Source organism: Novosphingobium sp. (genome assembly GCF_036820275.1).
Lineage (GTDB): Bacteria > Pseudomonadota > Alphaproteobacteria > Sphingomonadales > Sphingomonadaceae > Novosphingobium.
The window spans coordinates 1-23,107 of the sequence record NZ_DAISLT010000035.1 but is presented as its reverse complement, the minus strand read 5'-3'; the positions used below and the strand labels follow the sequence as shown (position 1 = coordinate 23,107).

At 65.0% G+C, this 23,107-nt stretch carries 22 protein-coding genes; 8 read left to right on the top strand and 14 right to left on the bottom strand.

The features are described from left to right. The 5 genes from V7066_RS21665 to V7066_RS21645 all read right to left on the bottom strand — a co-directional run. The coding region (locus V7066_RS21665; RefSeq protein ID WP_334185062.1) for a PEP-CTERM sorting domain-containing protein at positions 1-327 on the bottom strand (327 nt) is incomplete at its 3' end. Positions 328-489: 162 nt separating this feature from the next. Then, complete coding sequence (gene pth, locus V7066_RS21660) at positions 490-1,059, bottom strand: aminoacyl-tRNA hydrolase (RefSeq protein WP_334185061.1); 570 nt, start codon at positions 1,057-1,059, stop codon at positions 490-492. 104 nt (positions 1,060-1,163) lie between these two features. Then, positions 1,164-1,778, bottom strand: a complete 615-nt coding sequence (locus tag V7066_RS21655; RefSeq protein ID WP_334185060.1) for a 50S ribosomal protein L25/general stress protein Ctc — start codon at positions 1,776-1,778, stop codon at positions 1,164-1,166. 143 nt (positions 1,779-1,921) lie between these two features. Then, positions 1,922-2,785 (bottom strand): TraB/GumN family protein, encoded by an 864-nt coding sequence (locus V7066_RS21650; RefSeq protein WP_334185059.1) that lies wholly within the window; start codon positions 2,783-2,785, stop codon positions 1,922-1,924. Positions 2,786-2,789: 4 nt separating this feature from the next. Next, positions 2,790-3,728, bottom strand: coding sequence for a TraB/GumN family protein (locus V7066_RS21645; RefSeq protein ID WP_334185058.1), 939 nt, complete (start codon positions 3,726-3,728; stop codon positions 2,790-2,792). 179 nt (positions 3,729-3,907) lie between these two features. Here V7066_RS21645 and V7066_RS21640 point away from each other — a divergent pair, with 179 nt between their 5' ends. From V7066_RS21640 to ppdK, 3 genes are read left to right on the top strand one after another with little or no spacing between them, the layout of a single operon-like run. Continuing rightward, positions 3,908-4,813, top strand: a complete 906-nt coding sequence (locus tag V7066_RS21640; protein ID WP_334185057.1) for a glycine--tRNA ligase subunit alpha — start codon at positions 3,908-3,910, stop codon at positions 4,811-4,813. Further along, positions 4,810-6,927: a glycine--tRNA ligase subunit beta gene (glyS, locus tag V7066_RS21635; RefSeq protein WP_334185056.1), complete on the top strand. Its 2,118-nt coding sequence runs from the start codon at positions 4,810-4,812 to the stop codon at positions 6,925-6,927. Before V7066_RS21640 ends, glyS begins: the two co-directional genes overlap by 4 nt. 56 nt (positions 6,928-6,983) lie before the next feature. After that, a complete protein-coding gene (gene ppdK / locus V7066_RS21630; RefSeq protein WP_334185055.1) occupies positions 6,984-9,662 on the top strand; it encodes a pyruvate, phosphate dikinase in 2,679 nt (892 codons plus the stop codon). A 52-nt stretch (positions 9,663-9,714) separates the two neighbouring features. On the opposite strand, the gene V7066_RS21625 is transcribed toward ppdK, so the two are convergent. Then, positions 9,715-10,473: a class I SAM-dependent methyltransferase gene (locus V7066_RS21625; protein ID WP_334185054.1), complete on the bottom strand. Its 759-nt coding sequence runs from the start codon at positions 10,471-10,473 to the stop codon at positions 9,715-9,717. 106 nt (positions 10,474-10,579) lie between these two features. Here V7066_RS21625 and V7066_RS21620 point away from each other — a divergent pair, with 106 nt between their 5' ends. The 3 genes from V7066_RS21620 (at position 10,580) to V7066_RS21610 (ending at position 12,774) form a co-directional block, all read left to right on the top strand. Then, positions 10,580-11,335 carry a ComF family protein gene (locus V7066_RS21620; protein ID WP_334185053.1) on the top strand — a complete coding sequence of 252 codons (756 nt, stop codon included), beginning with the start codon at positions 10,580-10,582 and terminating at the stop codon, positions 11,333-11,335. A gap of 366 nt (positions 11,336-11,701) precedes the next feature. Next, entirely contained in the window at positions 11,702-12,079 is a 378-nt protein-coding gene (gene hisI / locus V7066_RS21615) for a phosphoribosyl-AMP cyclohydrolase (RefSeq protein WP_334185052.1), read from the top strand. A gap of 398 nt (positions 12,080-12,477) precedes the next feature. After that, a complete protein-coding gene (locus tag V7066_RS21610; RefSeq protein WP_334185051.1) occupies positions 12,478-12,774 on the top strand; it encodes a hypothetical protein in 297 nt (98 codons plus the stop codon). A gap of 56 nt (positions 12,775-12,830) precedes the next feature. Here V7066_RS21610 and V7066_RS21605 read toward each other — a convergent pair whose 3' ends face one another. From V7066_RS21605 to tyrS, 6 genes are all read right to left on the bottom strand, one after another. Next, positions 12,831-13,541, bottom strand: a complete 711-nt coding sequence (locus tag V7066_RS21605) for a dienelactone hydrolase family protein (protein WP_334185050.1) — start codon at positions 13,539-13,541, stop codon at positions 12,831-12,833. Then, positions 13,538-14,455 carry a cysteine synthase A gene (gene cysK / locus V7066_RS21600; protein ID WP_334185049.1) on the bottom strand — a complete coding sequence of 306 codons (918 nt, stop codon included), beginning with the start codon at positions 14,453-14,455 and terminating at the stop codon, positions 13,538-13,540. Before cysK ends, V7066_RS21605 begins: the two co-directional genes overlap by 4 nt. After that, positions 14,452-15,759 (bottom strand): MFS transporter, encoded by a 1,308-nt coding sequence (locus V7066_RS21595; RefSeq protein WP_442947360.1) that lies wholly within the window; start codon positions 15,757-15,759, stop codon positions 14,452-14,454. Before V7066_RS21595 ends, cysK begins: the two co-directional genes overlap by 4 nt. Positions 15,760-15,823: 64 nt before the next feature. Continuing rightward, positions 15,824-17,935: a TonB-dependent receptor gene (locus tag V7066_RS21590; RefSeq protein ID WP_334185047.1), complete on the bottom strand. Its 2,112-nt coding sequence runs from the start codon at positions 17,933-17,935 to the stop codon at positions 15,824-15,826. Between the two features lie 138 nt (positions 17,936-18,073). Continuing rightward, entirely contained in the window at positions 18,074-18,412 is a 339-nt protein-coding gene (locus V7066_RS21585; RefSeq protein WP_334185046.1) for a PilZ domain-containing protein, read from the bottom strand. Positions 18,413-18,611: 199 nt separating this feature from the next. After that, positions 18,612-19,841, bottom strand: a complete 1,230-nt coding sequence (gene tyrS / locus V7066_RS21580; protein ID WP_334185045.1) for a tyrosine--tRNA ligase — start codon at positions 19,839-19,841, stop codon at positions 18,612-18,614. A 159-nt stretch (positions 19,842-20,000) separates the two neighbouring features. Here tyrS and V7066_RS21575 point away from each other — a divergent pair, with 159 nt between their 5' ends. Together V7066_RS21575 and V7066_RS21570 are read left to right on the top strand one after the other, a co-directional pair. Then, the gene (locus V7066_RS21575) at positions 20,001-20,537 is read left to right on the top strand and encodes a DOMON-like domain-containing protein (protein ID WP_334185044.1); all 537 of its coding nucleotides are present in this window, start codon (positions 20,001-20,003) and stop codon (positions 20,535-20,537) included. Beyond that, positions 20,534-21,733: an exo-beta-N-acetylmuramidase NamZ family protein gene (locus tag V7066_RS21570; RefSeq protein ID WP_334185043.1), complete on the top strand. Its 1,200-nt coding sequence runs from the start codon at positions 20,534-20,536 to the stop codon at positions 21,731-21,733. The genes V7066_RS21575 and V7066_RS21570 overlap by 4 nt, the downstream gene beginning before the upstream one ends. 6 nt (positions 21,734-21,739) lie before the next feature. On the opposite strand, the gene V7066_RS21565 is transcribed toward V7066_RS21570, so the two are convergent. Together V7066_RS21565 and V7066_RS21560 are read right to left on the bottom strand one after the other, a co-directional pair. Beyond that, positions 21,740-22,027, bottom strand: coding sequence for a hypothetical protein (locus V7066_RS21565; RefSeq protein WP_334185042.1), 288 nt, complete (start codon positions 22,025-22,027; stop codon positions 21,740-21,742). A 62-nt stretch (positions 22,028-22,089) separates the two neighbouring features. Next, a partial coding sequence (locus tag V7066_RS21560) for a vWA domain-containing protein (protein ID WP_334185041.1) occupies positions 22,090-23,107 on the bottom strand: 1,018 nt, incomplete at its 5' end.

Below are 23,107 nucleotides of genomic sequence, written 5' to 3'. Positions count from 1 at the left end.
TTCGGGAACGGCGGTGCCGCCCGAGCTGGAACCGCCCGAAGTGCCACCCGAAGTGCCACCTGAAGTGGTTGTGCCGCCGGAGGTCGAAGTCGTCCCGCCCGAGGTGGAGGTGGTGCCACCCGAGGTCGTGGAGCCGCCGGAGGAGGACGAGGACGAAGAGGAACTGCTGCTCGACGAGCTGCTGGAGCCGCAGAGCTTCTTGCCCTGCGAGTGGCCGCAGCCGCAGGAGTGCTTGTGGCCGCCGCCGTAAGTCGCTTCGGCCGGCGAGACGAAAGCGATGGCGCTGCCGGCGGTAAGCGCCAGGGCGAGCATGGTGCTGCGGATCATTCGTATTCCCCTTGTTGCCCGAATGGGTTCACGAGAAGAAAAGCAAATGCCGTGCCAGATACGGTTTCCTGCGGGTTATGCTGGTTAACGCTCTTGCCGAGCCGTGCAATGTGTAAGCTAACCCGACGCTAATTGTGCTGGAAAGGTAGCTAACTCGAACGATCAGTCCTGCTGACGAAGGGCCACATCGTTCATGAAGCGGACGTCGTCGCCGGCAGAGAGGCGGTCGGCTTCTCCGGCGACCGCGCCCAGCATGTCGGCGAGCGGGTCCATGTCGGCCTTGGCATAGTTCCCCAGCACATAGCCGTGCACGCGGTCCTTGTGGCCGGGATGGCCTATGCCGAGCCGCACGCGGCGGAAATCGGGGCCGAGGTGCTGGTCGATCGAGCGCAGGCCGTTGTGCCCGGCATGGCCGCCGCCCTGCTTGATCTTGACCTTGAAGGGGGCAAGGTCGAGCTCGTCATGGAATACCGTGAGGTCGGACAACGCCAGCTTGTAGAAGCGCATGGCTTCGCCGACGGCGCGGCCGCTCTCGTTCATGAAGGTCGCAGGCTTCAGCAGCAGGATCTTCTGCGTGCCGATGCGGCCTTCCTGGAGCCAGCCCTGGAACTTCTTCTGCACCGGCCCGAAGCCGTGGACTTCCGCGATCGCATCGATCGCCATGAAGCCGACATTGTGGCGGTTCAGCACATATTGAGTACCGGGATTGCCGAGGCCGACCCACAGCTGCATGTCGAGAGATCCTGTAACTTGAACGCGAAACGGCCCTTCCTGCTCGCCGGTCTGGCCGGGGCGGGAAGGGCCGTTCGTTTATCCGAAGATGGCTTCGGGCGAAATTACTCGCCTTCGCCTTCCTTCGCCGTGTCGCCTTCCGAGCTCTTCAGAGCCGAGGGGGCGGCGATCGTGGCGATCGTGAAGTCACGGTCGTTGATCGCGCTCTCGACACCGGCCGGAAGCTTCACGTGGTGGATGTGGATCGATTCGCCCACGTCGAAACCGGTCACGTCGATGACGATTTCGTGCGGGATCTTCTCGGCGTCGCAGACGAGTTCGAGCTCGTGGCGAACGACGTTCAGAACGCCGCCGCGCTTCAGGCCCGGCGAGGCGTCTTCGTTGGCGAAGACCACCGGCACGTTGACGTGCACGGTCGCGCCCTTGACGATGCGCAGGAAGTCAGCGTGGAGCGGACGATCGGTGACGGGGTGGAAGGCAACGTCCTTCGGCTGCGTCCGGAACTTCTTGCCGCCGACTTCGACTTCGATGATCGAGTTGAAGAAGTGGCCGGTTCCGAGCTGGCGGGCCAGCTCCTTTTCCTCGACGTGGATCGCGAGGGGTTCTTCGTTGCCGCCATAGACAACGGCGGGGACGCGGCCATCGCGACGCAGTGCACGGGAGGCTCCCTTGCCAGCCCGATCACGCGTCTCGGCCGGCAGGTTAAGCGTATCGCTCATGGGGACTTGCCTTTCAAAACTGGATAAATGTCGGATACGGACCGCGTGTCGGCCTGCACCGCCCCGTCACGCCTCCAGGGATGACCATGACGGGAAGCGCGCGCCCTTAATGCGGAATGCGCGAAAAGGCAAGTATCCGGCGACTATTGGATCCGCGTGACCGTGTAGCCTTTCTGCGCCAGCATCGCCGGAAGGCCTTCCGGCCCTGCCATATGCGCGGCACCGACCGCTACGAAAGGCCGCTTGCCGCCGTCGATGGCCTGGGCGATCCGGGCGGTCCAGTCGCGATTGCGGCCCACGAACAGCACTGCGCGCAGTTCGGGATCGGCCAGCAGTCCTTTGCGGGTTTCCTGCTCGATCGTCGCCATGTCGCCCTTTCGCCAGCTTGCCGCGAGATCGGCATCGGAACGATCCGCCTCCGCCACGACCGCGGAGAGCAGATCGCGCTGCTCGCGTTCGGGCAGGCTGTCGAACAGGCCAAGCTGTTTCGCGGCGCCTTCCAGTTCGACGACCGGGCGCTTGCCGGCGGCGGCGATCACGCCCCGGTCCACGCCGTTGCGGGCCTCGTCCTTGTTCGCACCGGCCTGCGCGACGGTGAGGGCTGCGGCCCAGGTATCCATCGCCGCGAAGTCGCCATCGCCATAGCCGCCCTTTTTCAGCAGGGTTTCGAGGGCAGGCCGCTCGGCAGGCGCTATCCGCTGGGAGAGCGGCGGCTGCCCCTCGTTCCGGGCGAGGCGGGCGAAAGTGGCGGCAACTTCATTTTCATCCGCAAGATTGCCGACTTCAACCATGATTTCATGGGAATCATCGAGGGCCTGCCGGACTTTTCCGGTCTGCCAGAGCAAAGGTGCCTTGGCGCTATGGATCGTGCCGAAGAGCCATGCCGTCTCGCCGTCCGGGCTTTCGACGTGCCAGAGCGCGGGTCTCGCCGCTTCCGGGCTCGGGCTGCAGGCGAAGAGGGTGAGTGCGGCGCCCAGCAGGGCCAGTCTCGGAAGGAGCTTGCGCATTGGCCTATTGCACCCGGACCGATCGGATCCCGGCCTTGGCCAGTTCGTCCTGAACGCTTCCGCGTCCGGCGAGATGGCCGGCGCCCACGGCCACGAAAACGACCCCCGGCTCGGCCATCCGCGCCTTGAGCCACTTGGCCCAGGCCTTGTTGCGGTTGGTGATGAGCGTCTTGCGCATCACTTCGTCCGACTCGTCCTCGTTGAGCAGCTTGGCCAGTTCCTCGGCCTGTCCGGCCTTCCAGGCCTCGACAAGCTTGGCGATATCCTCACGCAAGGTGGGAAGTTGTTCCAGTACCTCTTTGAGATAACTGCGTTGGCTCTTCTCGGGCAGGCCGGCGAAGAGGCCGATCTGATAGTCCGCGGTTTCGAGCGGATGGCGCGCGACCTTGCTGGCGGCGGCCTTGGTCTCGATCTGGGTTTCGATCCCGTTGGCCTGCTCGTAGCCTGCCGCCTTCAGCGGTAGCAGCGACAGCACCAGACCGGCGTACCAGGGCTGGAACTTGTCGAAGGATTCCGCTGGAAGTCCCAGTTTTAAAAGCGCTTTTTCAAGATTGTCCCGCTCCGGGGCGCTCAGGCTTTCGCGCAGCGTCGTACCGTCATGGCGCATGCCCTTGTCCATGAAGACTTTCTGAAGCGTCTCCGGCGAATCGAGCATGGTTTCCGTCACCAGCAGGTTCGCGGATTCGAAGGCCTGTTGCACCGGGCCGTGAAACCAGTCGGCATTTTCGGGCAGGATATGGATCGTGCCGAAAAGATAGATCGTGGTGTCCTTGTCGGCGATCTTCCAGAGCGCGGGGCGCGCCGGAACGACGGCCTCGGCGCGCGGTTCGGCGACGGCGGTCTGCGCCTCTTGAGCCAGTACCGGCGGCGCGAACAGGAACAGCGGGGCGAGGGCGAGGAGGCGGAGGCGCCTGCGGGTCCGGGGCATGCGGGAAAAGATCATCGGGTTTCCTTGGAAGGAAAGAAGCAAACGCGCAGCTTAACAGCGTCATTCGGCCGGGAGATAGCCGCAGGCGCGGGTTTGGGGTAGCGTGGCCTTGGATTTAACTGGTGTCTGCGCGGTTGATTTGCCGGGTTCGATCCGCCAAAGGCCGCGAAGCCAAGAGTTTTGACGGGATTTCGATGTCGACCGCAGCGCAGCAGCCGCTCAGTTTCCAGGACATGATCCTGACGCTCCACAATTTCTGGAGCGCGCAGGGCTGCCTCATTCTTCAGCCTTATGACATGCGCATGGGGGCAGGGACCTTCCATCCGGCCACGACGCTGCGCGCGCTCGGCCCGGAGCCGTGGAAGGCCGCCTATGTCCAGCCTTCGCGCCGCCCCACCGACGGCCGCTATGGCGAGAACCCGAACCGCCTCCAGCACTACTACCAGTATCAGGTGATCCTGAAGCCGAACCCGGACAACCTTCAGGAACTCTACCTCGCCAGCCTCGCCGCGATCGGCGTGGACCCGCTGGCGCACGACATTCGCTTCGTGGAAGACGACTGGGAAAGCCCGACGCTCGGCGCCTGGGGCCTGGGCTGGGAAGTCTGGTGCGACGGCATGGAAGTGACGCAGTTCACTTACTTCCAGCAGGTCGGCGGGTTCGACTGCAAGCCGGTCGCCGGTGAGCTGACTTACGGTCTCGAACGCCTCGCGATGTACATCCAGGGCGTCGACCGCGTCTACGACCTGCGGTTCAACAACGAAGGCGTGAGCTACGGCGACGTGTTCCTCGCCAACGAGCAGCAGATGTCGAAGTACAACTTCGAGATCGCCGATACCGAGGCGCTCTTCGCGGGCTTCAAGGCCGCCGAGGCCGAATGCATGCGCTGCATCGAGGCGGAAATCCCGCTCGCCGCCTATGACCAGGCGATCGAGGCCAGCCATCTCTTCAACCTGCTTCAGGCACGGGGCGTGATCTCCGTGCAGGAGCGCGCCAGTTACATCGGCCGCGTCCGCGATCTCGCCAAGGGATCGTGCGAGGCCTGGATCGAGAAGAACAAGACCGAATGGGAAGCCAAGTTCCCGGGGTGGACCGTATGACCGACTTCCTTCTCGAACTGCGCTCGCAGGAAATCCCGGCCCGCATGCAGGCCGGTGCCCGTGCCGATCTGGAAAAGCTGTTCCGCAAGGACATGGCCGCTGCCGGTGTCGCGGTGGGCGAAGTCACCGTGTGGTCGACCCCGCGCCGCCTCGCGCTGATCGCACGCGGCCTTCCGCTCGCCACCGAAGCGGTGCATGAGGAGACCAAGGGCCCGGCCACCAGCGCGCCGGAGCAGGCGCTCGAAGGCTTCCTGCGCAAGACGGGTCTCACCAAGGATCAGCTCGAAATCCGCGATCTCAAGGGCAAGGACACGTACTTTGCCGTCGTCGAGAAGCCGGGCCGCGCCGTGGCCGAAGTGCTGGGCGAAGTGATCCCCGCGATCATCCGCAACTTCCCCTGGCCCAAGTCGCAGCGCTGGGGCACCGCCTCGATCTCGACGGAATCGCTGCGCTGGGTGCGCCCGCTCTCGGGCATCGTCGCGATCCTCGGCGAGGATCTGGTCGAATGCGAAGTGGGTGGCATCCGCTCGTCCTACGTGACCCTCGGCCACCGTTTCCACGCACCCGGCGAGATCACCATCGGCGGCGCGCATGACTATGCCGACAAGCTGCACCTCGCCCACGTTCTCGTGAACCACGAGGAACGCCAGGACATCGTGCGCACCAAGGCGCGCGACGCGGCCACGGCTGCCGGTCTCGTGCTGGTGGAGGACGAAGGCCTGGTGATCGAGAACGCGGGCCTCACCGAATGGCCGGTGCCGCTGCTCGGCCGCTTCGAGGAAGACTTCCTGGAAGTTCCGCCCGAGACGATCCAGCTGACCGCGCGCGTGAACCAGAAGTATTTCGTCTGCGAAGACGCGGCAGGTTCTCTTGCCAACGCCTTCATTTGTACGGCAAATATCGTTGCGACCGATCATGGTGCGGCGATCGTCGACGGCAACCGCAAAGTTCTGGCCGCCCGCCTTTCGGACGCCCGCTTCTTTTGGCAGCAGGACCGCAAGACGCCGCTTTCGGTTCACGCCGAGAAGTTGGCGCGCATCACCTTCCACGAAAAGCTGGGCACTGTCGCCGACAAGGTCGAGCGCGTGGCAAAGCTGGCCGAATGGCTGGCCAGCGAAGGCGTGGTGCCGAACTGCGACCCCGTGCTCGCGCGTCAGGCGGCGGAACTCTGCAAGGCCGATCTCGTCACCGAGATGGTCGGAGAGTTCCCTGAACTTCAGGGGCTTATGGGTGGTTATTACGCCCGCGCCGAAGGCCTGCCGGACGCCGTGGCCGATGCCATTCGCGATCACTACAAGCCGGTCGGGCAGGGCGACGAAGTCCCCACCGCGCCGGTGACTTTGGCGTTGGCGCTGGCGGACAAGCTGGACACGCTCCGCAGCTTCTTCGCGATTGATGAAAAGCCGACCGGCTCGAAAGACCCGTTTGCCCTGCGCCGCGCGGCGCTTGGCATCATCCGTCTCATCACCGATAACGGCTTGCGCTTCGGTGCGGCGGAAGGCGACTTGCTCGACTTCTTCGCGGATCGCCTCAAGGTCCAGCAGAAGGAAGCCGGTGTCCGTCACGATCTGATCGATGCGGTCTTCGCGCTCGGCGGGGAGGACGATCTCGTTCGCCTGCTCGCCCGCGTCCATGCGCTCCAGGCATTCGTTTCGACCGACGACGGCGTGAACCTGCTCGCGGGTTACAAGCGCGCGGCCAATATCCTCAAGAAGGAAGACTGGCACGGCGTCGAGGGCGAGATTTCGCGTACCGGCGAGGAAGACCCGCTGGCCGGTGTCGAGGACCCCGATCTCGCCGAAGTGATCGCTGCGAAGATGGCCCATCGCCACGCCAGCGAGCAGGCGCCCGCCTATCAGGCCGAGCCTGCTGAACTGGCCCTGATCGATGCCGTTTCGGCTGCGGAAACCGAAGTGGCGCGGGCCGTTTCGGCGGAGGACTTCGCGGCAGCCATGACCGCGCTGGCCTCGCTTCGCGCGCCGATCGACGCGTTCTTCGAGCACGTTACCGTCAACGATGCCGATCCGCTCAAGCGCCAGGCGCGCCTTGCCCTGCTTGATCGCTTCCGCGCGGCAGTCCACAAGGTGGCCGACTTCTCGCGGATCGAGGGCTGACCGATCTCCCCCGGCTTCGCGGAATGTTGTAAAACAGGAAGGGAAGCCGGGGATCGATGAGCAGGCAGGTCTATACGTTCGGCGGCAATGCCGGGAACGACAAGGCGACGCGCGAGGACGTGCGCGCCCGTGACAAGGTCATCGTCGGCGGCAAGGGTGCGAACCTTGCGGAAATGGCCGGGATCGGCCTGCCGGTGCCGCCGGGCTTCACGATCACCACCGAGGAATGCGTGAAGTATCTCGCCGAGGGCGGGGACTTCTCGGACGATCTGCGATCCGACGTGGCGCAGGCACTGACCCATATTGAGGAGACTGTCGGCAAGCGCTTCGGCGATCCGGGCGATCCGTTGCTGGTCTCGGTCCGTTCGGGGGCACGGGTCTCGATGCCGGGCATGATGGACACCGTGCTCAATCTCGGCCTCAACGACGCGACCGTCGAGGGCCTCAGCGAGGTTTCCGGCGACGCGCGTTTCGCCTGGGACAGCTACCGCCGCTTCATCCAGATGTATTCCGACGTCGTTCTCGGCCTCGATCATGGCCGCTTCGAGGAAGCGCTGGAGATCGTCAAGGAAGACAATGGCTACATGAACGACGTCGAACTGGCGGCGTCGGACTGGCAGGCGATTGTCCGGGAGTACAAGGGTATCGTCGAGCAGGAACTCGGCCGCCCGTTCCCGCAGGACGTGCAGGAGCAGCTCTGGGGCGCGATCCGCGCGGTGTTCGATTCCTGGGATTCCGACCGCGCCAAGGTCTATCGTCGCCTCAACGACATTCCGGGCGACTGGGGCACGGCCGTCAATGTTCAGGCCATGGTCTTCGGCAATATGGGCGATACCTCGGCCACCGGGGTCGCCTTCACCCGCGATCCGGCGACGGGCGAGAAGGCCTATTACGGCGAATGGCTGGTCAATGCCCAGGGCGAGGATGTCGTCGCCGGTATCCGCACCCCGCAATATCTCACGAGGGCCGCTCGCGAGCGGGCCGGAGCCAGGCCGCTGTCGATGGAAGAGGCGATGCCCGCGGCTTACGGCGAGCTGGCCGCAGTATTCGAACTGCTCGAACAGCACTACCGCGACATGCAGGACATCGAATTCACCGTCGAACGCGGCAAGCTCTGGATGCTCCAGACCCGATCCGGCAAGCGTACCGCCAAGGCCGCGCTCAAGATGGCAGTCGACATGGTCGAAGAGGGCCTGATCGACGAGGCCACCGCGATCCGCCGTGTCGATCCGATGGCGCTCGACCAATTGCTGCATCCGACGCTCGACCCCAAGGCACCGCGCGACATTCTCGGCAAGGGGCTGCCCGCCTCGCCGGGAGCCGCTTCGGGGGCGATCGTGCTCGATGCCGATACCGCGGAGAAGCGGGCGGAGCGCGGCGATGCGGTGATCCTCGTGCGCGTAGAGACTTCGCCGGAGGACATTCACGGCATGCACGCCGCGCGCGGCATCCTGACGGCGCGAGGCGGCATGACCAGCCACGCGGCGGTCGTGGCGCGCGGCATGGGGCGCCCTTGCGTGTCGGGTGCCTCGGGCCTGTCCATCGACATGAAGACCCGCAGCCTGCGCATGGGCCGCCGCGAGTTTCGCGAAGGCGACGTCATCACGCTCGACGGTTCGACCGGCGAGATCATGGCCGGTGAAGTGCCGACCATCGAGCCGGAACTGGCCGGCGACTTCGGCACGCTGATGGTCTGGGCGGACCGGCACCGCCGCATGAAAGTGCGCACCAATGCCGAGACCCCGGCCGATTGCCGGATGGCGCGCCAGTTCGGTGCCGAGGGCATCGGCCTGTGCCGTACCGAGCACATGTTCTTCGATGCGGGCCGTATCTCGGCCGTGCGCCAGATGATCCTGGCCGAGGACGAGACGGGACGCCGCGCGGCGCTGGACAAGCTGCTGCCGGAGCAGCGGGCGGACTTCATCGCGATATTCGAGGTCATGGCCGGGCTGCCGGTCACGATCCGCCTGCTCGATCCGCCGCTCCACGAATTCCTCCCGCACGGGGATGCCGAGTTCGCCGATCTTTCGGAAAGCATCGGCATCGGCGTCGATACGCTGCGGCGCCGGGCGGAGGAGCTCCATGAGTTCAACCCGATGCTCGGCCATCGCGGTTGTCGTCTGGGCATCACCTTCCCCGAAATCTACGAGATGCAGGCCCGTGCCATCTTCGAGGCGGCCTGCGAAGTCGCGGCGGCTTCAGGTGAAGCCATCGTGCCGGAAGTGATGATCCCGCTCGTCGCCACGCGGCGCGAGTTGCAGATCCTCAAGAAGCTGGTCGACGAGACAGCCGCAAGGGTCTTTGCCGAGCAGGGCCGGACGCTGGACTACATGGTCGGCACGATGATCGAGCTGCCCCGCGCCGCGCTCATGGCCGGCGAGATTGCGCAGGAAGCGAGGTTCTTCTCGTTCGGGACCAATGACCTGACCCAGACGACGCTCGGCGTATCCCGCGACGATGCCGCGCGCTTCCTCAGTCCTTACGTCGAGAAGGGGATCTATCCGCGCGATCCGTTCGTCAGTCTCGATGTCGAAGGGGTCGGCCAACTCGTGCAGATGGGCGCCGAGCGTGGACGCGCGACCGACCCCACGCTCAAGCTCGGCATCTGCGGCGAACATGGCGGAGACCCGGCCTCGATCGCGTTCTGCGAGAAGATTGGGCTGGACTACGTTTCGGCATCGCCGTTCCGCGTGCCGATCGCGCGACTTGCGGCGGCACAGGCGGCCCTCAGCTGAAAACCCAATGCGCTGAAAACGAAAAAGGCCGGAAAGATCCTCCGGCCTTTTTCTATTTCCTCCAACCGGACAGGGTCAGGATTTCGAACCGCTCGACGGTTCGGCCGTCTTCTCCCGCAGCCGCAAAGGCCTCCTTTGCCCGCGACAGGGCCGCCTTGCCCAGCACCGGCGGGGCATCCGCCAGCACGCCGCCGATGGCCTGCGCGCGAATGTCGCCGACAAGCCGCTCAAGGCTGCGGAAGCCGACTTGCAGGGGGCGCTGGTCGATCACCGGATCGGCGAAGAGCGTGCGCTGGAGCAGCTGTCCGCCCGCGCGTACGTCGACCATCGGATGGACCCGTGCCGCCGGGCGATCGGCATCGGCGGCCAGCATCACGTCGCGCAGGACCGGCAGGCTTCCGGCGGAAAGGAAGCTGGCGATCATCATCCCGCCCGGCGCCAGGGCCTTGCGGATATGGACGAGCGCCCCCGGCAGGTCGTTGACGGTGTCGAGCGTGCCGAGGCTGGCGATCAGGTCGAAGCCTTCGAACGGGTAAGGCGCTTCCTCGTCGAATCCTTCCGCCGGTTCCACTTGCGTGACCTCGACGCCTTGCGCAGTGAGGGCCGCGGCGAGGATGCCGGTCCACTCGCCCACGACCAGCGCGCGTTTGGGTTCGAAGCGCAGGAAGGAGAGGCGATCGAGAACGTCCTCCACCATGTCGTCGTGCAGATAATGCGGCGCATCGGGCAATCGCTGGGCAACGAGGGCGCGGCGGCGAGCGGCGAGGCGGCGGGCGGGCGAGAAGATGCGGGGGGGAGCTTTGCTGGCCATGCCGCCCCCCTGCCGCTTTGCGAGCCTGCGTGCAATCGCTCTTCCTGCAAGCGGGTTAACGTCTTGTAGCTTGCCCACGCGAGAGCGGCGGCTAGCCTTTGCGGCGATGACTCTTGCGCGCGCCCTCGAACCGCTCGTCGATCTGATCTTTCCGCCGCGCTGTCCGCTCTGCGGGGCAGGGCTGAGCAGCCATGGCGGTCTCTGCCCGACCTGCTGGAGCGAGCTGGCGATACCCGGTGAGCCGTGCTGTGCGACCTGTTCGCGCCCTTTCGGGGAGGGGGTGCCGGAAGGCGCGCTCTGCGCGCCGTGTCTGGGCGATCCGCCGCGTCACGACGGCATTGCCGCCGCCACGCTCTACAATCCCGCCTCGCGCAAGCTCGTGCTGGCCCTGAAGCACGGCAACCGCATTTCGCATGCGCGGTTCATGGCCCGGCTGATCGGTGCGAAGCTGCCTTTCGTGGACGAGACATGGCTGGTCGTTCCCGTCCCTCTGCATCGCTGGCGCATCTGGCGGCGCGGCTACAACCAGGCGGCGGAACTGGCGCGGGAAATTGCGCGCTCCACCGGCGGCGTTCTGGCTGTCGACCTGCTGGAGCGGCGCAAGCCGACGCCTTCGTTGGGCGGACTGGGCAAGGCCGCGCGAAAGCGGGTGCTCTCCGGTGCCATTGCCGTTCGTCCTTCCCGCAAACCCTTGCTGAAAGAGGCGCGGGTACTGCTGGTCGACGATGTGCTGACGAGCGGAGCTACCAGCGACGCCTGTGTGTCCAGGCTCAAGCGAGGCGGCGCGCGAAAAGTCGTCATCGCGTGCTTTGCGCGGGTGCTCGACGAAGCTCTGGACGATGTGTCGAAGGACAGGCCCTGAAGGAGGGGCATGTCGCGCATGCCCGAAGCGCATACGAAAACGCCCGGAACTTGTGGCTCCGGGCGTCCTCGTGACGAAACTGTTGAGCCCTGCATTGCAGTTCGGCGGTCCCCCTGTCGGCCGCCTGGCCCGATCCCTCATTAACCTGAAACCAGACCACCCGAGAGTATCCGGTCTTGTTCCCTGAACCGTGGCGCTTGTATCAGCTACCTATGGATCAGCAGCAACCCCCAGCTGCATGCAGACATTCCTACGAAACCGCGGGGTTGAAAAGAGGGACTGCGCGGCTACGAGGATTTTGGTCAACGCCTGTGGTTATCGTGCAACAACGGCGTCCAATGAATTCTAATCGGAGAAATTTCCGGCATGTCCGAAGTGAGCAAAGCTGAACGCGAACTGGGAACGTCGTTCCTTCCGCGATTCGATGCCCAGGGTCTTCTCATTGCGATCGCCGTCGATTCGCAGACGCGGGACATCCTGATGGTGGCCTACATGAACGCCGAGGCGCTGGAGAAGACGCGCGAAACCGGGCTTGCCCATTTCCACTCGCGCTCGCGCGGCAAGCTCTGGCTGAAGGGAGAGACTTCGGGCCATTTCCTGCGTGTCGAGGAAGTGCTCGTCGACTGCGATCAGGACGCGATCGAACTGCGCGTGCGTCCTGAAGGTCCGGCCTGCCATACCGGCGCGAGAAGCTGTTTTTACAGGAAGTTATCGGGCGATTCCCTGATTCGCGTCTTGGACTAAGCAGTTAGCCGGCTGCCGAATAACCGAAGTAACGGAACCCGGTTCTTTGCCCGGAGAACATGGACTTATTGTGCTGATTTCAAAATTAACCAAGGAATCAGCATCTTCCTCCCAGCACCATTGAGCGGATAGAGCGGACGGATCATCGCAATCGGCTCGCAAGAGATCTTCGACGAAGGAACTATCCGGCTCGACAGGGTGCAAGGGCCTTCCTTGGCCGTGCCCGTCCTACGAAAAAAATCGTTGAACGGCGGAGGCTTTGGTCGGTGCTTCGTGCCCCATGTACCGATTGGCGGCTCTGTCTGCTTTCGGTTTGCCGCGTTTTCGAGGCAGGCCGGTAGTGAGGAGATGGGTGCCCTGCCGGGTGCCTGGGGCGCATGAATGGAAGGGAAGCATCGATGAAGCACAAAGCGTTGATAGCCGCCGTGGCGTTGGGGCTCTCCGCAGCTCCGACGGGGGCCATGGCAATAACGCCGTCCTCCAGCAACTTCTCCAGCAATATCCCGTCGTCGATTCTCTCGGCGCTTTCGGGTCTGGGGAATGCCAGCTGGGGTAATATCAGCTGGGGTAACATCAGCTGGGGCAGCACCGGTCCCGGTGGCGCCAGCTGGGGTAACATCAGCTGGGGCAACATCAGCTGGGGTAACATCCCCGGCGGTTGGGATCCGGACGACGGCAAGTCGGACGGCTGCTGAGCTGACGGCTTGACCACCGTGGCCGTCCTTTGCGGGACGGCCACGGCTTGGAAAAGTCATCCGTTCAGGATCTCATCGAAAAACGCGAGCAGGGCGGCCCAGCTCTGGCGGTCGGCGCTTGCATCATATCCGATCGCGGCCATTCCGCGCTCGTCGCTGCCCGGATCGGTGAAGCCGTGCCGCACGCCCGAGTAGGCATGGAAGTGCCAGTTAGCGCCCGCGCGGTCCATTTCTTCCCAGAAACCGATGACCTGTTCGCGGGGAACCAGGGGATCGGCATCGCCGTGGCAGACCAGGATACGCGGCTTGATCGCGCCCGGCTCAGCCGGTGCGACGGTCGACAGCGTGCCATGGAAACTGACGGCGGCGGCAAGATCCTCGCCGCTGCGTGCCGCTTCCAGAACGGCCTGGCCGCCCATGCAGTAGCCGATCCCGAGAACGGGCAGGCCCGCCGCTTCGGGAAGCGCCTTCAGTGCGGCAATGGCGGCGGAGATACGGGCACGGTAGTGTCCATTATCGGCCCGCAGCTTCTCGGCCATCGGGAACGAGGCTTCGAAGCTGGCGACCGGCTCGCCGTAGAAATCCGCGACCAGCACCAGATAGCCGAGATCGGCCAGCATCCCGGCGCGGCGCTCCATCGGCGCGTTGAAGTTGGCGATCGTCGGGAAGAGGATCACCGCGGCGCGCGGCGATCCTTCGGGACGGGCGAGATGGCCGGTCAGTTCCTGACCGGCGTGGCTGTAGGCAATCGTGTCGAGCATGGTCATTCCGGCAGGAAGTCCGGCACCGAGAGATAGCGCTCGCCGGTGTCGTAGTTGAAGCCGAGCACGCGGCTGCCTTCGGGCAGTTCCTTGAGCTTCTCGGCGATGGCGGCAAGCGTCGCCCCCGAGCTGATGCCCACGAGCATGCCTTCCTCGGTCGCGCAGCGGCGCGCCCATTCCTTGGCGTCGGCCGGATCGACCTGAAGCGCACCGTCGATCGACTGGGTGTGGAGGTTGGCGGGAACGAAACCGGCGCCGATGCCCTGGATCGGGTGCGGACCGGGCTGGCCGCCCGAGATCACCGGCGAAAGCGTCGGCTCCACGGCATAGGCCTTGAGCGAGGGCCAGGTCTGCTTGAGTGTCTCGGCGCAGCCGGTGAGGTGGCCGCCGGTGCCGACGCCGGTGATCAGAACGTCGATCGGGGTTTCGGCGAAGTCGGCGAGGATTTCCTGCGCGGTCGTCTCGACGTGGACGGCGACGTTGGCGGGGTTCTCGAACTGCTGCGGCATCCACGAACCGGGAATGGTTTCCAGCAGTTCCTTGGCGCGCTCGATCGAGCCCTTCATGCCCTTTTCACGCGGGGTGAGGTCGAACGTGGCGCCATAGGCCAGCATCAGGCGGCGACGCTCGATCGACATCGATTCGGGCATGACGAGGACGAGTTTGTAGCCCTTGACCGCCGCCACCATGGCCAGGCCGATGCCGGTATTGCCCGAGGTCGGCTCGATGATCGTGCCGCCGGGCTTCAGGGTGCCGTCCGCCTCGGCCGCCTCGATCATGGCGAGCGCGATGCGGTCCTTGATCGAGCCGCCGGGATTGGTCCGCTCTGCCTTCACCCAGACTTCATGGTCGGGGAACAGGCGCGAAAGGCGGATATGCGGGGTATTGCCGATCGTGGCGAGGATGCTGTCGGCCTTCATGTTTCATGCTCCCATCGTGGTGCGAAGGTACGGGCGCGGCGGATCTCGGGAAAGCTCCAGGCCCAGATTGCGGTAATGACTATGGCAGCGCCGCCGCCGAAGACAACAGCCCCGGTGGCGCCGAGCAAGGCTGCTGCCACGCCCGACTGCATCTCGCCAAGTTCGTTCGACGCCGAAATGGCGAGACCGGAAATCGCGGAGACGCGCCCGCGCTTGTCGTCCGGCGTGCGCAGCTGGACCAGAGAACTCCGGATGAACACGGAGATCATGTCCGCCGCGCCGAGCAGGGCGAGGAAGCCCAGCGAGATCACGAAGCTGCGCGAGAGGCCGAAGCCGACCGTCATGGCGCCATAGGCGGCGACGGACAGCAGCATCTTCACGCCGACGTTCTTCGCCAGCGGCTTGAAGGACAGCCAGATCGCCACGGTGGCGGCGCCGACGGCGGTCGCGGCGCGCATCTGTCCGAGACCTTCAGGGCCGACATGGAGAATGTCACGCGCGAAGACGGGCATCAGCGCGGTCGCGCCGCCCAGCAGCACGGCGAAGAGGTCGAGCGTGATGCTGCCGAGCAGGAAGCGCTCGCGCCAGATGAAGTGGAACCCGTCGACGATCTGGCGGACCGGATGGTCGCGCCGTGCGTCCTTGGGCACCGGCGGCAGGTTGCGGATGCTGGTGATGCTGAAAGCGGCGATCGCCATGAGCACCGCCGCGACCCAGTAAGGCGTGGCGTGATGCCGCGCGAAGAGGAAGCCGAAGGCTGCGGGCCCGATGATCGTTCCCGCCTCGATCGCGATCGAGTTGAAGGCGATGGCGCGCGGGATCAGCGATACCGGAACGATGTTCGGCGCGATCGCGGTCATCGAGGGGCTGACGAAGACGCGGGCGATCCCGTGGAGCGCCGCGAAGACGTAAAGCACTGGCAGGCTGCGCAGGTCGAGTTCCGTAACCAGCGCAAGGCCGATCGCGACCAGCACGTCGGCGGCCATGGCCAGTCCTGCGACTTTGCGCCGGTCGAAGCGGTCGGCGATGACGCCTGCTACCGGGGTCAGCAGGAAGATCGGCAGGAACTGCGCAAGACCCAGCAGACCGAGCTGGAACGAAGCCTGGGTGATCGACATGCCGTAGACGCTGCGGGCGACGTCGTAGAGCTGGTAGCCGATGATCACGACCATGCCGGTCGAGGCGAAGACTACCGCGAAACGGGCGAGCCAGAACTTGCGGTAATCGGCAATGCGCAGCGGCGAGCTTGGCTCGGCCGCTGCGGAAGGGCTTGATGTCTCTGTCGTACTCACGGGTGGCTGCATGGCAGCATGTCAAAGCATTGCCAAGACATGCTGCTTATGAGAATTTTTCGCAGCCTGTTTTGGCTTAGTACGTGAAGCGGGCGGTCAGGCGCACGTCGCGTCCGGCGATGGGAACGAAGTCCCGCGTTTCCGAAGCGGCAAGCCGGCCCGTCACGTCGAGCAGGTTGTCCGCCGCCAGTATCAGCGAAAGCGGGCCCTGCGCGCCGAACGGACGCCAGGTGGCGCTGGCGTTGACGAGCGTGAAGGCATTGGTCGGGTTCTCGTTCTCGGTCACGCGGGACTGCTTGGCATTCCACTCGACTTCGCCGCGCAGGCTGAACGAGGCGGCATCGAATTCCAGTCCGCCGCGGGCGCGCAGCGGGGGAATGCGGGGGACCGGTCCCATGTTCACCAGCTTGGCGTGGGTATAGTCCACGCCGCCGTCGGCCTTGAGCGACTTGTCGCCCCAATGCGCGAAAGTGACGCCGCCCTCGGCCTCGATGCCACGGAAGCGGGCAGGGGCTTGGAGGTACTGGTAGACCGGGAAGTCCTCGATCACTTCGCCGGTCGGAACGGCGGTGATGAAGTTGGCGAAATTGGTGCCGAACACGGTCACCGAGCCGACGATGTCGCCGCCGTTATAGCGCGCTCCGGCCTCGATGCTGTCGCTGCGCTCGACCTTGAAGTTGGGATTGCCGCGTTCGTAGGACTGGGTGGCATCGTGCATGCCGTCGACGAACAGCTCTTCCGCCGAAGGCGCGCGCTCGCCATGCGAATAGTTGACCGAGAGCGTAACCGTGTCGGTCGGATGCCAGGCCGCACCGGCTACCGCCGCGTACTGGTCGAAGTTGCGATGTTCAGCCGAGGGGACCGTGTCGATCCGGGTGTTCTCGTAGCGCAGTGCGCCTTCGAGATCGAACTGGCCGACTTCAAGGCGCTGGAGCGTGAAGACCGCGAAACGATCAGTATTGGTGTTCGGCAGCAGCTTCTCGTCACCGGTGATGCGAAGCTGCGAGGAGGAATACTGGACGCCGCTGGAGCCGCTCCAGATGCCGTGCCGGGCCTGGTCGGCCTGCAAGCGGACTTCCAGCGCCTGGTTGTGGAACTGGGTGCCGATGTCGCCGCCCTCGATTTCGGCATGCTCGTAGTCGCCATAGGCGCCGCGCACTTCAACGCGCTTGAGGAAGCCTTCGAGGTTGAGTCCGGCGCGCAAGTCCACGCGGGTCTGGCGCAGAGAGATGCTGGTGGCTTCCGGGTCGGCCGAGGGGCGCGGCGGAATGCCGTAATCGGTCGCGAGGCGCTGGACCGAGACGCCGATGTCGCCGCCGTCGTCGATGAAGGCGAGGCCGCCGCCGTAAGTCCATCCCTCGGTGCCGCTGTTGGCGATCTTGCCGCGCTTGTTCGCCTGCTGGGTCAGCGTCGCCGCGCCGGTGAGATCGCCGGCATCGGCAAGATCGCTCGCCTGCGTCAGCGTCTGTGCGCGCAGCTCAGGCGAAAGGACGTAGCCGCCGACGTGAAGGTCGTCGCTGTGATAGTAGGAGGCGTCGAAATGGGCGACGAGGCGGCTGGCGAGGCGCACGTCGGTAGCCACGCCGCCATTGACCATGTTGGCGGCCGTTCCGAACGAACCGAGCGCATCGACGGTGAAGGCCTTGTCGGGAACCTTGCGGGGAATGCGCTTGTCGACGGCGTTGACCGCACCGCCCGCCGGATCGCTGGCATAGAGCAGGACGCGAGGGCCGTGGAGCACTTCGACGCGCTCGACATTGAGCGTATCGAGCGAAACTGCGTGGTCGGCCGAGACCGAGGAGGCGTCAAGCGAGCCGATGCCGTCGAGCAGGACCTGGACACGCGGGCCGTCGAAGCCGCGCAGGACCGGACGCGAGACGCCGGGGGCGAAGCCGGTGCTGGAAACGCCGGGCAGGCTCGCCAGCATCTCGCCGATCTGCGGCTTGAGATCGCGGGTCAGCGCTTCGCCCGAAAGCACGACGGGCGCCGAGATGGGATCGGCGTTGCCGGAAATGAGGCGGCCGGTGACGATGATGTCGGCGCCGCTCTCCTGCGGATGCCCGTCCGCGTCGGCAGGCGCGACTGCGGTCGCGGTCTGGGCGTTGGCCGTAATGGGCAGCATTGCCAGCGTCGTGGAGATGGCACTGGCGGTTACCAGCAAGGCGATTCGGGCGGTTGGGAGCGTCATGCCCAACCGGCTAATTGCGAGGATATAACATATCAATGCTGAAGTGTTTCACCGCGACGGACTGAGGCGTATGTGAGACGAACGGAGTTCGCCATTGAAGTTGCGAGAAATTAACGTCCGCTTTTCGCCGAAACCCCGTCAGCGACGGGGGCGCAAGCGCGGGTTTGGCTGAACCGTATCGACCAGCTTGAGGAAGTCGTCGACGCGGATGATCCGCTCGAACTGGAAGCCTGCACGGCCTTCGTGCGCCCAGATCATATGCGCTTCGATCCGGCCGATCACCGGCAGGCGCATGACGAGACGTTCGCCGCGCTCCAGCGGCAGCTCGCCTTGCGACATGAAACCCTGGGCGGAGAGGTTGACGATGTGCAGATGCAGGTCGCCGAGCTGACGGTGTTCCGCAATCACCGGGTAATCGACGGGGTGGCGCGCCGCACGACGCTTGTCGGTTACAGTGAGCTGCGCTCCTGCAGTCATCTTTATGGCCTCTGTTGTGTCCGTGAGCGGGAACGGTGCACCGAAATGGCAAAGAAACGGTAAACCCGTTCACTTCTGCGCATAGATGGGCGGCAAGATGTGCCTACCGTACGCCAAAGCGCCCCGGTTCGCGAAAACCGGGGCGCTTTTTGATAGGGTTGCTTCGGCAAACCCTTACGGGGCTATCCTGGGTGAGAGGTTATTGCCCCTTGAGGATCGCGTGCTTCTTCTTGCCGAGGCTGAGCTTACGGGTTTCGCCGGAGGCGACTTCGATCAGGAACGCCGGGTCGTCCATCGCCACGTCGTCCAGCTTGACCGCGCCTTCGCCGATCTTGCGCTTGGCCTCGCCGTTGGAGGCGGTGAAGCCGAGTTCGGTGAGCGCGGCGCCGAGGCGCACGCCTTCGCCGGACACTTCCAGCGTCGGCAGGTCCTCGCCGAGACCGCCGCCGGCGAACGTCGCCTTGGCCGTCGCTTCGGCAGCGACGGCGGCATCCTCGCCGCGGCAGAGCTTCGTCACTTCATTGGCGAGCACGACCTTGGCGTCGTTGATCGCGGCGCCTTCGAGCGCTTCAAGGCGGGCGATCTCGTCCAGCGGCAGGTCGGTGAACAGGCGCAGGAACTTGCCGACGTCGCGGTCGTCGCAGTTACGCCAGTACTGCCAGAAATCGTAGGAAGGCAGCATGTCCTCGTTGAGCCAGACCGCGCCTGCGGCCGACTTGCCCATCTTGGCGCCGTCCGCCGTGGTGAGCAGCGGGGTCGTCAGGCCGAAGACTTCCTTGCCGTCCATGCGGCGGGTCAGCTCGATGCCGTTGACGATGTTGCCCCACTGGTCGGAGCCGCCCATCTGGAGGCGGACCTGCCTGTCCTTGTTGAGGTGGCGGAAGTCGTAACCCTGAAGGATCATGTAGTTGAATTCGAGGAAGGTCATCGGCTGCTCGCGTTCGAGGCGCAGGCGCACCGAATCGAACGACATCATGCGGTTCACCGTGAAGTGGGTGCCGACTTCCTGGAGCAGCTGGATGTAGCCCAGCTGGCCGAGCCAGTCCTGGTTGTTGACCATGACCGCGTCGGTCGGGCCGTCACCGAACTTCAGCAGGCGCGAGAAGATCGAGAAGATGCCCGTGATATTGGTCTCGATCGCCTCGTCCGTGAGCATCTTGCGGCTCTCGTCGCGGCCGGTCGGGTCACCGATCCGCGTGGTGCCGCCGCCCATCAGCACGATCGGCTTGTGGCCGGTCTGCTGGAGACGGCGCAGCATCATGATCTGCACCAGGCTGCCGATATGGAGCGACGGGGCCGTCGCGTCGAAGCCGATATAGCCGGGCACGACCTGCTTGGCGGCGAGAGCGTCGAGGCCCTCGGCGTCCGTCATCTGGTGGATGTAGCCGCGCTCGTCGAGCAGGCGGAGCAGGGAGGAATTGTAGGTCATGATGGCCCAGTGCTTCTTGGCTAGGATGGATTTGAAACCGGGCGCCTAGCACGCAAGGCGCGCAAGATGAAGCGGTTGGTCGCCTTGCCGGGCACTCCGGTCGTATCCGGAAGCGAAACCGGATTGCCATCGGAGGCTTCCGCGCTCTAGGCAGACGCCATGGCCGACCTGACCTGCCACCCGGCACATCCTCCCGTCCTCATCCGTTCCATCGAAACCCGCGTGATCGGTCACGATCGCGACTGGCTGCGCGTGCGCTGGCGCATTCTCGGCGCGGGCAAGCTCGTGGTTCCGGCATTCGCAGGCAAGGGCCGCGCGAATGACCTGTGGCAGACCACCTGCTTCGAACTGTTCCTTCGGGAACCCGGCAGCGCGGGCTATATCGAATTCAACTTCTCGCCCTCCGAGCGCTGGAACGTCTACGACTTCACCGGCCGCCGTGAAGGCATGGCGGAGCGGCCGATGCCGCGTGAGCCGGAATGCGGCCTGCGCAAAGGGTCGGATATCGCGGTGTTCGATGCCGCCATTCCGGCTGCGGGCTTGCCCAAGGCGGCCCTGCATTACGGGTTTACCGCAGTGATTGAGGAAGAGGGCGGGGTGAAGAGCTACTGGTCGCTGGCCCACGCGGCCGATGCGCCGGACTTCCACGATCCGGCTTGCTTCGCGCTCGCGCTTGCGGCACCCACCGGCGCATGAAATTCGGCATCGATCGCCTGCTGGCGGACCCTGAACTGCGCGCACCTCTGGCAGGAAAGCGCGTCGCGCTTGTCGCGCACCCTGCCTCGGTCACCGAGGATCTCGTCCATTCGCTCGACGCGCTGATCGCGGCGGGCGTCAATGTGACGAGTGCTTTCGGTCCGCAGCACGGGCTGAAGGGCGACAAGCAGGACAACATGGTCGAGACCGAGAACGAACTCGATCCGACTTACGGCATTCCGGTCTACAGCCTCTACGGTGAAGTGCGCCGCCCGAGCGCGGAGATGATGGCGAGCGCGGACGTGTTCCTGTTCGACCTCCAGGACCTTGGCTGCCGTATCTATACCTTCGTGACCACGCTGCTCTATCTGCTCGAAGCGGCGGCGGAGCAGGGCAAGTCGGTCTGGGTGCTTGATCGCCCGAACCCGGCGGGCCGCCCCGTCGAGGGCACGATCCTGCTGGCGGGACAGGAAAGCTTCGTGGGCGCGGGGCCGATGCCGATGCGTCATGGCCTGACCCTGGGCGAGATGGGCCACTGGTTCGTGCGCCGGTTCGGGCTCGATGTGGATTACCGCGTGGTCGAGATGGAAGGATGGGAGCCGGAAGGCCCCGGCTTCGGCTGGCCGCAGGACCGCATCTGGATCAACCCCAGCCCGAATGCCGCCAATCTCAACATGGCCCGCGCCTATGCCGGGACCGTGATGATCGAGGGCGCGACGCTTTCGGAAGCGCGCGGCACCACCCGTCCGCTGGAAGTGCTGTTCGGCGCGCCCGATATCGACGCCAAGGCTGTGCTGGAGGCGATGCAGCGCATCGCGCCGGAATGGCTGGAGGGCTGCGCCGTGCGGGAGTGCTGGTTCGAACCGACCTTCCACAAGCATGCGGGCACGCTGTGCAGCGGGCTGATGATCCATGCCGAGGGCAAGTTCTACGATCATCATGCCTTCCGGCCGTGGCGTCTTCAGGCGCTGGCGTTCAAGGCGATCCGCCAGCTCTATCCCGACTATCCGATCTGGCGCGACTTCCCCTACGAGTATGAGTTCGAGCGCCTGGCCATCGACGTCATCAACGGCGGCCCGGCCTTGCGCGAATGGGTTGACGATGCGGCCGCGCTTCCCGGCGATCTCGATCTGATCGCCGGGCGTGACGAAGCCGCCTGGAAGGCCGAAATCGCCGACCTGCTGCTCTACCGCTGAACCAGGCTAACGGGCCGGCGAGACTGTCGCCGGTCCGTCGGCATAGGCGGGAGGGGCTGTGATCCGGCCGCTCATGCCGACCAGAACCGGGCAACCGGCAACCGACTTGTCGACCGCCCGGATGATCGCGGGCTTCTCTTCGCCGGAGCGCGGCGCGGCATGACCGGCAGCAGCATTGGCGCGTTGGATCGTGTGACCGCAGGCTGCTCTGGAAGGGGTCTTCCCGGCTTCCGGAGCGGGCGCGGCAGCCATCGACATCGCGCCGAGCGCCAGTATCAGCATAACCTTCTTCATCGTCGCACTCCCGATATCGGTTACTCCGGAATGATTCCCCAAATTCCGTGCCGATACAAGCGTCAGCTCTTCTTGCGGCTCAGTTCGCGCATGGCGGCATCGAGACCGTCCAGCGTCAGCGGGAACATCGCCCCGCCCATCAGTTCGCGGACCATGCGGGTTGAAGACGAGTAGCCCCATTGCCGCTCTGGCGTGGGGTTGAGCCAGACCGTGGCCGGATAAGTCTGCGTCACGCGGGAGAGCCAGACTGCGCCGGTCTCGTCGTTCATATGCTCCACCGAGCCGCCGGGGTGGCTGATCTCGTAAGGGCTCATCGCGGCGTCGCCGACGAAGATAACCTTGTAGTCGTGCCCGAACTTGTGAAGCAGGTCCCAGGTCGGCGTGCGCTGCGACCAGCGGCGGCGGTTGTCCTTCCACACGCCTTCGTAGAGGCAGTTGTGGAAGTAGAAGAACTCCATGTTCTTGAATTCGGAGCTGGCGGCGCTGAACAGCTCTTCCATGAGTTCGATGTACGGGTCCATCGAGCCGCCGACGTCGAGGAAGAGCAGTACCTTGACGGCATTGTGCCGCTCGGGCCGCATGCGGATGTCCAGCCAGCCCTGTTTCGCGGTGCCGCGGATCGTCTCGTCTAGATCGAGTTCCTCCGCCGCGCCTTCGCGGGCGAAACGGCGCAAGCGGCGCAGCGCGACCTTGATGTTGCGGGTGCCGAGTTCGCGGGTGTTGTCGAGATTGGCGAACTCGCGCTTTTCCCAGACCTTGATCGCGCGGCCGTGCTTGCCTTCGCCGCCGATGCGGATACCTTCGGGATTGTAGCCCGAATGGCCGAACGGCGAAGTGCCGTTCGTGCCGATCCACTTATTGCCGCCCGAGTGGCGTTTTTCCTGCTCTTCCAGACGCTTCTTCAGCGTCTCCATGATCTCCTCCCAGGAGCCGAGAGCCTTGATCTGCTCCATCTCTTCCTGTGAAAAATAGCGCTCGGCGACCTTGCGCAGCCAGTCCTCGGGTATCTCGACCGGCTGCTGGCCGTAGTCGCTCAGCACGCCCTTGAAAACGCACTGGAACACCTGGTCGAAGCGGTCG

Coding starts and splice junctions, on each gene's coding strand:
- pth (WP_334185061.1), bottom strand. CDS start 1,059: ATGCAGCTGTGGGTCGGCCTCGGCAATCCCGGTACTCAATATGTGCTG.
- V7066_RS21655 (WP_334185060.1), bottom strand. CDS start 1,778: ATGAGCGATACGCTTAACCTGCCGGCCGAGACGCGTGATCGGGCTGGC.
- V7066_RS21650 (WP_334185059.1), bottom strand. CDS start 2,785: ATGCGCAAGCTCCTTCCGAGACTGGCCCTGCTGGGCGCCGCACTCACC.
- V7066_RS21645 (WP_334185058.1), bottom strand. CDS start 3,728: ATGATCTTTTCCCGCATGCCCCGGACCCGCAGGCGCCTCCGCCTCCTC.
- V7066_RS21640 (WP_334185057.1), top strand. CDS start 3,908: ATGTCGACCGCAGCGCAGCAGCCGCTCAGTTTCCAGGACATGATCCTG.
- glyS (WP_334185056.1), top strand. CDS start 4,810: ATGACCGACTTCCTTCTCGAACTGCGCTCGCAGGAAATCCCGGCCCGC.
- ppdK (WP_334185055.1), top strand. CDS start 6,984: ATGAGCAGGCAGGTCTATACGTTCGGCGGCAATGCCGGGAACGACAAG.
- V7066_RS21625 (WP_334185054.1), bottom strand. CDS start 10,473: ATGGCCAGCAAAGCTCCCCCCCGCATCTTCTCGCCCGCCCGCCGCCTC.
- V7066_RS21620 (WP_334185053.1), top strand. CDS start 10,580: ATGACTCTTGCGCGCGCCCTCGAACCGCTCGTCGATCTGATCTTTCCG.
- hisI (WP_334185052.1), top strand. CDS start 11,702: ATGTCCGAAGTGAGCAAAGCTGAACGCGAACTGGGAACGTCGTTCCTT.
- V7066_RS21610 (WP_334185051.1), top strand. CDS start 12,478: ATGAAGCACAAAGCGTTGATAGCCGCCGTGGCGTTGGGGCTCTCCGCA.
- V7066_RS21605 (WP_334185050.1), bottom strand. CDS start 13,541: ATGACCATGCTCGACACGATTGCCTACAGCCACGCCGGTCAGGAACTG.
- cysK (WP_334185049.1), bottom strand. CDS start 14,455: ATGAAGGCCGACAGCATCCTCGCCACGATCGGCAATACCCCGCATATC.
- V7066_RS21595 (WP_442947360.1), bottom strand. CDS start 15,759: ATGCAGCCACCCGTGAGTACGACAGAGACATCAAGCCCTTCCGCAGCG.
- V7066_RS21590 (WP_334185047.1), bottom strand. CDS start 17,935: ATGACGCTCCCAACCGCCCGAATCGCCTTGCTGGTAACCGCCAGTGCC.
- V7066_RS21585 (WP_334185046.1), bottom strand. CDS start 18,412: ATGACTGCAGGAGCGCAGCTCACTGTAACCGACAAGCGTCGTGCGGCG.
- tyrS (WP_334185045.1), bottom strand. CDS start 19,841: ATGACCTACAATTCCTCCCTGCTCCGCCTGCTCGACGAGCGCGGCTAC.
- V7066_RS21575 (WP_334185044.1), top strand. CDS start 20,001: ATGGCCGACCTGACCTGCCACCCGGCACATCCTCCCGTCCTCATCCGT.
- V7066_RS21570 (WP_334185043.1), top strand. CDS start 20,534: ATGAAATTCGGCATCGATCGCCTGCTGGCGGACCCTGAACTGCGCGCA.
- V7066_RS21565 (WP_334185042.1), bottom strand. CDS start 22,027: ATGAAGAAGGTTATGCTGATACTGGCGCTCGGCGCGATGTCGATGGCT.